Below are 9,428 nucleotides of genomic sequence, written 5' to 3' on the forward strand. Positions count from 1 at the left end.
GGGGGGGGGGGGGGGGTGGGGTGATAGAGACAAACACATTATTATATTGTCTCTATCGATATATCTATATTTGATTATAGCAGAGATACATCGAAAATACACAGAATTATTTATTTATTGCCGTATGAAAGCTGCTATGATATTAAAAAGGCTGTCTGTGTGGACTTCAGGAAGGAGTGCTCAACAGCAATGAAAACAGAGTTCTCTTTATTTTTTGGAGTGTTTTATGTCAATTCGCAGCGATCAAGTGAAACTGGTTCACACATTTCAGGGAGATTCATGGAATACGATATGAGTTTCTTTTCTTCGTTGTCACGAACGAAAATTACAAAGCAGTTTTTTTGGAAACCCTCTTTGTACTGCTCCGTAAGCGACGCTCGCTCGTGCTCGCTCGGTTGCGCCTTAAAATCCTTGTACGGATATGCATAGATCATCTCCTCCGTTACATCAAGGAGCATGACAGGCTTCTTGTCGTCATGGATCATGTAGGCGTGACAAATGACGTTCCAGTGCTGCTTGATGGCTTTGAATCGTTCACATACCTCGCAGCTCTGCTGCGGGGTAGTTGATGTATTTGTCCGTGTCGTGCGATGTGATTTGTAGGTTCTCATTGATGCTGTTCATAAAGCGACCTCACTTATCAACGCCATGCTCACCAGCGTGGCGCGCTGTTTTGCCGCGTTAGGTGCAGCTATTTGTTAACTGCATAAGTTCTCACTTCCTGTTCCAGCCTTTCCCCTAAAGCGTCTGAGGTGATATCCAGATCATACTGGGCCTGTAGCCCTAACCAGAATTCCGGGGATATTCCGAAAAACTTGCCAAGCCTCAGGGCAGTATCGGCCGTGACACTTCGTTTTTCGAGAACAATTTCATTGATTCTTCGCGCAGGCACACCTATACCAAGCGCCAATCTATTCTGACTTAGGTTCATGGGTTTAAGAAACTCCTCGGAAAGAACTTCTCCAGGATGTATTGGATGGAGTGTTTTTTGCATGATCTTTCTCCTTAATGGTAATCGGTAATTTCAACCTTGTGAGCATCGCTGTTTTGCCACTCAAAACAGATACGCCACTGGTCGTTAATTCTTATGCTTAGTTGACCTTCACGGTTACCTTTCATTTTCTCCAGTCTGTTTGCAGGTGGAACCTTTAAATCATTCAGGGATTTAACATTATTCAGCATCCGCAGTTTTCTCAGTGCTGCTTGTTGTATATCGCGTGGCAGCTTTTGAGACCCCTCGCGGCTATATACTTTTTCTGTTTCTTTATCCTTAAATGATTTAATCATCTTGTAGTAAGATATACCCCTTAACGTTTAACGTCAAGCGTTATATTATGCAGATGACTATCTTTTTGTAGTTATTCATTTTGCAGTTAACGAAAAGCTCACCTGCGCGGCGGACGGGTCAATGGAATACCCGAAGGCCTCAACGAAAACAACCTAATACTCTTCCGCGTCAGGTGCAGCGTCTTGTTCAGCATTCTTTTGGTATTTCCATGGGCTTTCAGTTCTGTCCCTCTTTAAATATTCCAGATAGTCTGTGCAAATTTCTCGGATGAGCTTCTCCAGTGGTGTTGTAGCAACAAAAGCTTCGGCGTGTATCTTTTCCTTCTCCTCTCTCTCGGCTTCTACCTGCTTTTCATACTTTTCTTCGTCAAAGGGACCAAACTTTTCTTCCAAGTCCTTCTTTACTTGTTCGAACGGGATTCCCTTTGCCTCACCGGTTTCCTGTTCCTTGATTCTTTTATCAAGAATGGATGCCACCTGGTCTTCTTTTCTCTCGTAACCTGGTTCCGGAATGGCTTCAAAATCAAGGATTGGTAGGCCAAATGCCTCTGCCATCATTATCCAAGAGTGACGTAATTCTTCTATGTTTTCTCCAAATGGCTCTACAGGGTCCTGGGTGACTGCCCCCACATGTCTGTTATTATCGTAATACGCTTCATGAATAGCATAAGTGTAGCTTGCCCTCTCAGTGTCAGGGTTGACGTATTTCTTCCTAACCACTCTATAGTTCCACATGTTTCACCTTTAATACAATGCCTGCGCGCCAATCTGCTCGTAAAGCTTGTGCCGAACAATTAATCTGCTGCAAGCTACAATTTGTTAAATTTTATGCTTAACAGATAGTATTGTCAACGACAATGACGTTCATATAGCAAACGCATGAGGATAAATCATCATGATATCAACGGGATAAGGGGTGCCGTTACAAATGCACAAAGCAACATAATCCTTAAATCATAATATTATATTGCTCACTGCATAACATTAAAGTTTATTATTTACAGGAACGACAGATTCAAACTGAAATATTCACGCTGTGGTTATTGATTGCGATGAAATGTAGCCCATCCGACAACCTTGCCGGATTGTGGAGCAGGAAGAAGCCCACACTTCAATGCACCCACATTCTTCATAAAAATATTCTACCTCCATTGTAAATGAAAAATCCAGGGTACGCTCAGCCAGGGGCAATAATCTGGTTTGATGTATATGTGATTTGCTCTGACTTTTTTGCCATCCATAATAAAATACCCCTTTTATAAATTAGTCGTTACACCATCAGTTATCTACTTCCTTCTAATAAAGCGGAACGACCGTACGAAAAAAGTAATACATAACAAATGCACTACAACCAGGAGGTCAAATGCTCTACGAAAGATGGATAAAGGAGTGGAAATCAGCCCTTGCGGAGAACTTTTTCCTCAGAGTCCTCTGCATGATTCTCGCTGCCGGCATTGTGTTTAACACTGTGGCTCTCAGAAAAAATGACAGAGTAATTATCGTCCCTCCAAAAATAGAAAAAGAAATCTGGCTGGAAGCGAATAAAGTCTCCGATTCTTATCTGGAACAGATGGGCATCTTCTTCGCGACCTTTGCTGCAAATATGTCACCGATCAGCGCCGAATACAACTCGAAGGTACTTGCAGAATACACGGACCCTTCTGCCCTTGCCGAACTGAAAAACGAGATTGCATCGCAGGGGGCTTATTTCAAGAAGAACAATATCACTCAGGCTTTCTTTCCTGAATCGGTGAAGGTGAATGCTGAAGAACGTTTTGTATCAGTAGGGGGCACTGCGGTCAGGTATGTAGGTTCCGTGAAAATAACACAGGAAAAAATGGTTGTAAACGTAAAGTTCAAGGTGCGGGATTACAATGTAAGAATAGACGAACTCTACAGCGAATTCCCTGAGAGGAAAAAGAAAAAGGAAGAGGAAACCGAAAAAGCACAAGAGAAGAAAAGAGTGAAGCCTCAAGAAAAAGAGGCAAAGGAAAAGGAGATAAGATGACATTTATTGTGAAGAGATACATGGGCATTATCGCAGTAACGCTGTTGCTCAACAGCACCGCATACGGTATGCAGATAATAAGTCCGGTCGAGGGGGAAACAAGCTTTATCGAAATCTCCAAAAAGGACCTCAATGTTATTAAAACATCGTTTTCCGGTACAAAAGCAATCTCAGGCAGTCGTTCGCTTGATGTAAAGATTGAAGGGAAGAATATCTTTGTCAAGTACACAGGAAGTATCGCCGAACCTCAGGAATTGATAATCACTGATACAAGCGGTTCAATTTACCCGCTTGTCCTCAAGCCTACGGGCATTCCCGCAGAAACCATCGTATTGAGGACGAGGGATGACACATACGACGCGCTCGACTGGGAACGGTCCCATGGGTACACAAGGTCGATCAAGGAACTGATAAAGAATATGTATATTGAAGTGCCGCCGAGAGGGTACACGGTTGATGACCTTACAGAGGATGCAACGGAATGGAACGAAGTGACGAAAACGCTGAAGAAACGGTATGCGGGGGCGTTACTGTCGGGAGAAATATACATTCTCAAGGCGCGTGCCCCCGTTACGCTTGATGAGAAAGAATTCTATAAGGAAAACACGCTCGCGGTGTCCATCGAGAAGCATGCCCTTGAAACAAACGAAACTACAAAACTTTACATTGTAAAAAGGCGCGGGGGTAAGTAGTTGACGTTTAGAAAAAAGATAATTCTCGTTATTATTATAGGTTTTATCGTGGCTTCCATACTCCATATTATCGGCAATTATTACGGTATAGCCATCTCGGGGCAGGAATGCCTTCCCTACAAGCTGTGGCTCGTCAGAAAGAATACGCAGCCCGCCAAGGGCGGGTATGTATATTTCAACGGCAGTAATATCCCTTTGTACGATGGTACGAATGTAAGGCTCATCAAGTATGTTGCGGGTGCATTAGGCGATACGGTGCAGGCAACCATCCTCAGTATTGAGGAATATATGGATGTCGTTATAGAAGGCGTTCTTTACCGCTTAAAGGTAAAGGCTTATGTGACACTTGTCGGTAAGGACCAAAACGTAAAAACGTTCATGGCGTATGATCGCAGGAGAGACGGAACAATCCTGCCTTTTGTTTATAAAGACGGTGAGACGGTTACAATACCCGAGGGGCAGTTCTTTGTAATCGGCACCCACCCTGGGTCCTACGACTCCCGCTACTGGGGATTTATCAATGAGAAAAATATTATCGGTACTGCTTATCCTCTTTACTAACTGCATCCTTCTTGCTGCAGACGACGCTGTGTCCACCATCAAGAAGCCCTCTGAGATACCTGCACATATAGTTGAGGAAGCTAAAGAGATGGTACGGCAATTTCAGGGGGGGAACAAGGAAAAAGAATCGGTATCCATGTTTGACCCGAATGAAACCGGAAGCGAAGAGCATCCTGAACCCGGTACAGCATCGGCACACGTCAAAAAACCGAAGATATACTATCTCATTTCTTTTTCTATGCCCGGCAAAACCATAGAAAACATCGTGAGTTCGGCAATCAGGGAGAATGAGAAATCCAGAGGGTCAGTCACGCTAGCATTAAAGGGCTTCAAAAACGACAGCTTCAAAGAAACTATACTATATATGGCTCGCCTCGCAAAGGTGTTCAACAAAAATCTTCCCGTGACGTTACTTCCCGGCATGTTTGATAAACATGCAGTCAAACAGGTGCCGTTTGTTACCTGTTGCAACGGAGAAGGTATCATAAGAGGGGACGTAAGCGTTGAAGCCGCCCTTGAGATGTTTACTGATGCCCCTCAAAATTACGGGACAGCAGGAAAGCTCTATCCTGTCAGGGAACGGAGCATAAAGTCAATGGTGGCTGCCAAACAAGAACAGATACGGGAAAGATTTGCAGAGAAAGCGGACGGTTTCAGCGAAAACATATACATGGTCTCGGAGTTTAACGGACAGTTTCAGAAGGCGAAAGAGGACAGGTCATATCATGTCGACCCCGAGTATGTCCTTGAAACAGACATTACGGACGATGCGGGGAATATTATCGTAAAGGAGGGGACACAGATAAGCCCCGCTGACTATGCGCCTTTGGGTAAGTACGTTATTATCGACGGCAGAGACGATGCACAGGTAAAATTCGCACTCAAGCAGAACCCGAAAAAGATCATCATTATAGCGGGAGATATAAAGGAACTTTCAAAACGGTACGGTGTACCGTTCTACAGGATAAACAAACAGATCATCGCTGCGCTCCATCTCGAAAAAGTACCGGCAGTTATAGAGCAATCAGGGAGGTACATCCGTGTCACTGAAAAGAAGCTGTAGCATTATCATAATTATGCTTGTGCTGCTGTCGCAGTCGGTCCCTGTCCATGGGGAATCCCCCGTATGCAAAGACTTGTTCCCGAATCTTGCGACAGACATCTGCTGGGATTGCATGTTTCCGGTGAGGATAGGGGGCGTGATCGTGATGTCTGCCGGAGATGTACCTGATAACGTAGATACCGAAAACCCCGATGATTACAACCCCTCCGATTATGTCTGTTCATGTACCATAGATGGTAAGCTGCACGGCGGCATATGGGTATCGTTTTGGGAACCGTATGCGGTCATAGAGGCAACCTTGAGACCGAACTGTTATTCATTTCTGTTCGGATTGGAACTGGGAGATGTATTAGACGCATATGCCGCCCAGGGAACGATAGGATGGGAAAAAACCGGTGAAAAGGCTTTCTACAATCTCCATTATTACGGGTTTCCTGTTTTGTCCGTACTCGAATTCATCAAGGATATGGATTTCTGTACTAACCTGTACACGGACATAGACCTCGCGTACTTTACTGAGGTAGACCCCATGTGGAACAACGATGAGTTAAGCCTGTGGATAAACGCTGAAGCTGCGGTATTCGCCAATCCTATTGCACAAGCCATCTGCTCTGCGGACTGTATCGCCGCATCTGCCGATTACCCTCTCAATGCTCTTTTCTGGTGCGCTGGATGTTGGGGTTCGCTCTACCCCTTCACAGGAAATACCGGAGTGATTGGATCGCCTGTCAGGACAACGAGCCTGCTAACGGCAAGGTTGCTTGCGAAACTGACGAGAACCCCCATACCGGGGGCGATGGAGCTTGACACAAGCGGCTCAGGAGCTAAGTGCGGACAGATATCGGACATGATACGGCCCGTTATCAAAAAAAGTCAGTACCGTTTCAGTATGCTGAGTCCTGTCCCTGAAACGGAGAGTTGCCATGTCCTGGGAAGTTCAACGTTTTTGTGGGGTGAAAACCGTAATATACCAGGTACGGGCGAAACACATATCTATCTTATCTGGAGGAAAAGAAATTGTTGTCTGCATTTTCTTTAAGAATTACATCGTATTTTTTATTGATAAGCATCGGTCTCGGTATTTTGTTTCCCTGTAATGCCGCCGGCGGTAGTTTTGAAGGTGCGCTCAATGAAGGGACTGCATTGGGAACGGGAACAATGACTGATTTTACCCCCGGCAAGGTTACGTTGCCGGATACTGTACCAAAATATGACGAAGCGATCGCTAATAAAGGAAGCTATACGGGATACTACACAAATCCGTCAGGCATGGGGGGCGTTCCGGTAAGCGAAGAAGCGCAAGCAGTGAGGAATGCCTATGATCAAAGACAGAAGTTCGACTTGAGCGATGATGCTACTTTTGGAAACAAATGCCTTGCCCTGGGTGCTGATGGAAAATGTCAGCAGTGGTCTCTGTCAAAAGATTTAATAACGAACACATATCCCGACTGCGAGAAGGTGGTGATACCGGAGCGTGAAACATCAGAGACAAAAACATGCACTGAAACGGCAAATGTCATTAGTATCCCGGAATGCGTCATAAAAAACAGGTATGTCGCCACAGAGGTCGAGACTGTCGATGGACCGTGCGAATCGATCAGCATACCCGTTCACGATAATCAGGTATACGCGACCTGTAAGGACAATGTTGAGTTATACCGTATCAACCTGGGACAAGTCCAGAACGCCGGCGGCGTCCCCTGGGCTGCACTACGGGCTGCAATGTGCGCTGTGATAGGCGGATGCACCTACTGTTGGGGGCAATGCCCCTCAGGTTTTTCTGTGAGCAATGAGGGAGAATTGCCGCCAAATTCCGTGTATCTCGGGCAGGGGATAGACAGCATATCGACGTGGGGAGATTCGGGAAGTAGAATAGGGCGCGGTACATGGGCAAAATTCTATGTTGTGACAAAACCATCGACAATAGAAAGAGTCTTTCTCCGCTCGGACAGCACATGCAATATGGATGATGTACAAAGATGGCTGCAAGAATGTGAAGTTACGGATTATGCAAAATGCAAAAGTTCATGCGCCGGCTGCACGTGGCTCATGCAAGACTCGGAGGAAACAGGCAATGTATATCCTGCCACCTGTGAGCCTACCCCCTGCCGGGCTCCTACCTGTGAGGATCATGCAAGCGCATTGACCCCGGGGTATACGATATGCCCTCCTGGTGACAATTCTGCAACTGCAACCATCAACGATACCCTGTCCACGCCGACTCCTCAGACAGATACTTTTACGACTTATGAAAACTGGATGCCGATTACGTGGCAGACGGTAAACGGCGGTCCGGGCATACGGGAAGGTTTTGACGTATGGTGTTCCAGAATAAAATTTTCGTGCAAAGTAGACACAAACAACTGCCAGACTCTTATTGACGAGGGGTGCGTACATTACAGCTCGCAATGTCTGGATACACCATGTACACGCTATGAGCACACATACACGTGCGGCACTGATAGAACAACGAAATATACCGTTGCTTACAACTGTTCGGGAGAGATTCGCTGCATAGGCACAGACTGTGCTGATGCGTCATACGATGCAAACTTAAACCTGGGCAAGGCGTTAGCAGCGGGGGAAATTCTCAATATGGCGAGGGTGGATTCAATGCCGGACGGCGGGGATTTACGGATATTCCCGGGTAAGGAGATGGAATGTCAGGCAAGCCCGGAAGACTGTTGCAAACCTACCACAATTGGCCTCGCAATCGGTGATTATGTGAGCATGGCAGCCAGTATGTACAGCATATACAGGTATGCAAGTCTGGGCGTTGAAGGAGTGGCGGCATCATATGCAAGTAATATTACAGCAGGGGCAAATTACCTTGCGACCACATTAGGATACGGTACGGCGACCACAGCGGGAATGGAAGCAGGGGCTACGTGCATAACCCAAACCACAGTAACATCCGCTTTTGGCACAACGACCATGACAACGACAATGACTGGCGCCGGTCAGGCGGTGGGCACGACAGTTATCGCTCCGTCGGCGGCGATCTCGGCAATTGGAACTGTTGTGTCGGTAGTGGGTGTGCTGTATTTGGCATATTCGATAGGGAAGATGGTCTATGATTCGACGTTTGCATGTACGGAAGAGGATTTCGAAACGTCATTAAAGCTCGGGTTTAAGCTATGTCATTTTGTGGATGTCAAGAAAGAGGAAAAACTTCTGTTCTTCACAAAGGCGACAAATAGATATTGCTGCTTCAACAGTATCCTTGCCAGGATAATACAAGAGCAGGGCAGACCACAGTTACAGATGGGATGGGGGGGAGGCAATTCTCCACCAATTTGCAGGGGATTTTCTGTTCAGGAGCTTGCATCGTTAGATTTCTCCCAAATGGACCTGACGGAATATACGCAGTATATTACAAGTAAAGTTGATCTTACGCCGGAAGAGATTGAAAATATTTCAAATTCAGTGAAAACAAAGTTTGAATAGGAAAGAATTGTGGTATTGGCGAGACAATGAGGACAATGATAGTTTCTGCAAAGGTTGTCGAATGAGCAACGTTTCTGCAGAGGGCAGAGCCTTATATCACAAAGTAAGTTTTTATGTAAAAGGGGCGGTATAAGCCTATTCCCGGTAGAACCTATCGGCAGGAAGGGATCTCAAATAATTGGTTTCCATCTCGTCAAGAGTTTGCACTAAGGTTTTGCTCAGAATAACTGTTTTCTCAAAAAATATATTTATTTCTGCAAAAAGCCTTATATAGCTGTCCTTGACCTGCTGGGAAAACTGTGTAATCTGTTCTTCCCGATCCTTTGTTTCCTGTATAATATCTTTGAAGACTTCCCGTTCTTCCCGGGTC

The 9,428-nt window shown here is 45.6% G+C and carries 11 protein-coding genes; 6 read left to right on the top strand and 5 right to left on the bottom strand.

All coding sequences use genetic code 11. From position 1 onward, the window contains the following. Positions 1 to 224: 224 nt before the first annotated feature. From NTX75_00420 to NTX75_00435, 4 genes are all read right to left on the bottom strand, one after another. The gene (locus NTX75_00420) at positions 225 to 611 is read right to left on the bottom strand and encodes a hypothetical protein (protein MCX5814693.1); all 387 of its coding nucleotides are present in this window, start codon (positions 609 to 611) and stop codon (positions 225 to 227) included. Between the two features lie 80 nt (positions 612 to 691). Beyond that, on the bottom strand, positions 692 to 997 hold the full coding sequence (locus NTX75_00425) for a HigA family addiction module antitoxin (protein ID MCX5814694.1): 306 nt from the start codon (positions 995 to 997) through the stop codon (positions 692 to 694). Positions 998 to 1,005: 8 nt separating this feature from the next. Next, positions 1,006 to 1,287: a type II toxin-antitoxin system RelE/ParE family toxin gene (locus NTX75_00430; protein ID MCX5814695.1), complete on the bottom strand. Its 282-nt coding sequence runs from the start codon at positions 1,285 to 1,287 to the stop codon at positions 1,006 to 1,008. A 153-nt stretch (positions 1,288 to 1,440) separates the two neighbouring features. Next, the gene (locus NTX75_00435; GenBank protein ID MCX5814696.1) at positions 1,441 to 2,022 is read right to left on the bottom strand and encodes a hypothetical protein; all 582 of its coding nucleotides are present in this window, start codon (positions 2,020 to 2,022) and stop codon (positions 1,441 to 1,443) included. 628 nt (positions 2,023 to 2,650) lie between these two features. On the opposite strand from NTX75_00435, the gene traE reads away from it, so the two are divergent. Genes traE through traN form a run of 6 tightly spaced genes read left to right on the top strand, consistent with a single transcriptional unit; the run spans position 2,651 to position 9,058 of the window. Further along, the gene (gene traE / locus NTX75_00440; GenBank protein MCX5814697.1) at positions 2,651 to 3,295 is read left to right on the top strand and encodes a type IV conjugative transfer system protein TraE; all 645 of its coding nucleotides are present in this window, start codon (positions 2,651 to 2,653) and stop codon (positions 3,293 to 3,295) included. Next, positions 3,292 to 3,987 carry a type-F conjugative transfer system secretin TraK gene (locus NTX75_00445; protein ID MCX5814698.1) on the top strand — a complete coding sequence of 232 codons (696 nt, stop codon included), beginning with the start codon at positions 3,292 to 3,294 and terminating at the stop codon, positions 3,985 to 3,987. Before traE ends, NTX75_00445 begins: the two co-directional genes overlap by 4 nt. Beyond that, complete coding sequence (locus NTX75_00450) at positions 3,988 to 4,548, top strand: S26 family signal peptidase (GenBank protein ID MCX5814699.1); 561 nt, start codon at positions 3,988 to 3,990, stop codon at positions 4,546 to 4,548. Next, positions 4,508 to 5,611 carry a TrbC family F-type conjugative pilus assembly protein gene (locus NTX75_00455; GenBank protein MCX5814700.1) on the top strand — a complete coding sequence of 368 codons (1,104 nt, stop codon included), beginning with the start codon at positions 4,508 to 4,510 and terminating at the stop codon, positions 5,609 to 5,611. Before NTX75_00450 ends, NTX75_00455 begins: the two co-directional genes overlap by 41 nt. Beyond that, positions 5,589 to 6,650 (top strand): TraU family protein, encoded by a 1,062-nt coding sequence (locus NTX75_00460; GenBank protein ID MCX5814701.1) that lies wholly within the window; start codon positions 5,589 to 5,591, stop codon positions 6,648 to 6,650. The genes NTX75_00455 and NTX75_00460 overlap by 23 nt, the downstream gene beginning before the upstream one ends. Further along, positions 6,632 to 9,058, top strand: a complete 2,427-nt coding sequence (gene traN / locus NTX75_00465) for a conjugal transfer protein TraN (GenBank protein MCX5814702.1) — start codon at positions 6,632 to 6,634, stop codon at positions 9,056 to 9,058. The genes NTX75_00460 and traN overlap by 19 nt, the downstream gene beginning before the upstream one ends. A gap of 135 nt (positions 9,059 to 9,193) precedes the next feature. On the opposite strand, the gene NTX75_00470 is transcribed toward traN, so the two are convergent. Beyond that, positions 9,194 to 9,428 (bottom strand): hypothetical protein (locus tag NTX75_00470; GenBank protein MCX5814703.1); only part of this gene is annotated, 235 nt, incomplete at its 5' end.

The organism is Pseudomonadota bacterium (assembly GCA_026388315.1).
In the GTDB taxonomy this organism is placed as follows: domain Bacteria; phylum Desulfobacterota; class Syntrophorhabdia; order Syntrophorhabdales; family Syntrophorhabdaceae; genus MWEV01.

Excerpts from the sequence above, each read along its gene's own strand:
- NTX75_00435 (MCX5814696.1), bottom strand. The coding sequence starts at position 2,022 with ATGTGGAACTATAGAGTGGTTAGGAAGAAATACGTCAACCCTGACACT.
- NTX75_00430 (MCX5814695.1), bottom strand. The coding sequence starts at position 1,287 with ATGATTAAATCATTTAAGGATAAAGAAACAGAAAAAGTATATAGCCGC.
- NTX75_00420 (MCX5814693.1), bottom strand. The coding sequence starts at position 611 with ATGAGAACCTACAAATCACATCGCACGACACGGACAAATACATCAACT.
- NTX75_00455 (MCX5814700.1), top strand. The coding sequence starts at position 4,508 with ATGAGAAAAATATTATCGGTACTGCTTATCCTCTTTACTAACTGCATC.
- NTX75_00445 (MCX5814698.1), top strand. The coding sequence starts at position 3,292 with ATGACATTTATTGTGAAGAGATACATGGGCATTATCGCAGTAACGCTG.
- traE (MCX5814697.1), top strand. The coding sequence starts at position 2,651 with ATGCTCTACGAAAGATGGATAAAGGAGTGGAAATCAGCCCTTGCGGAG.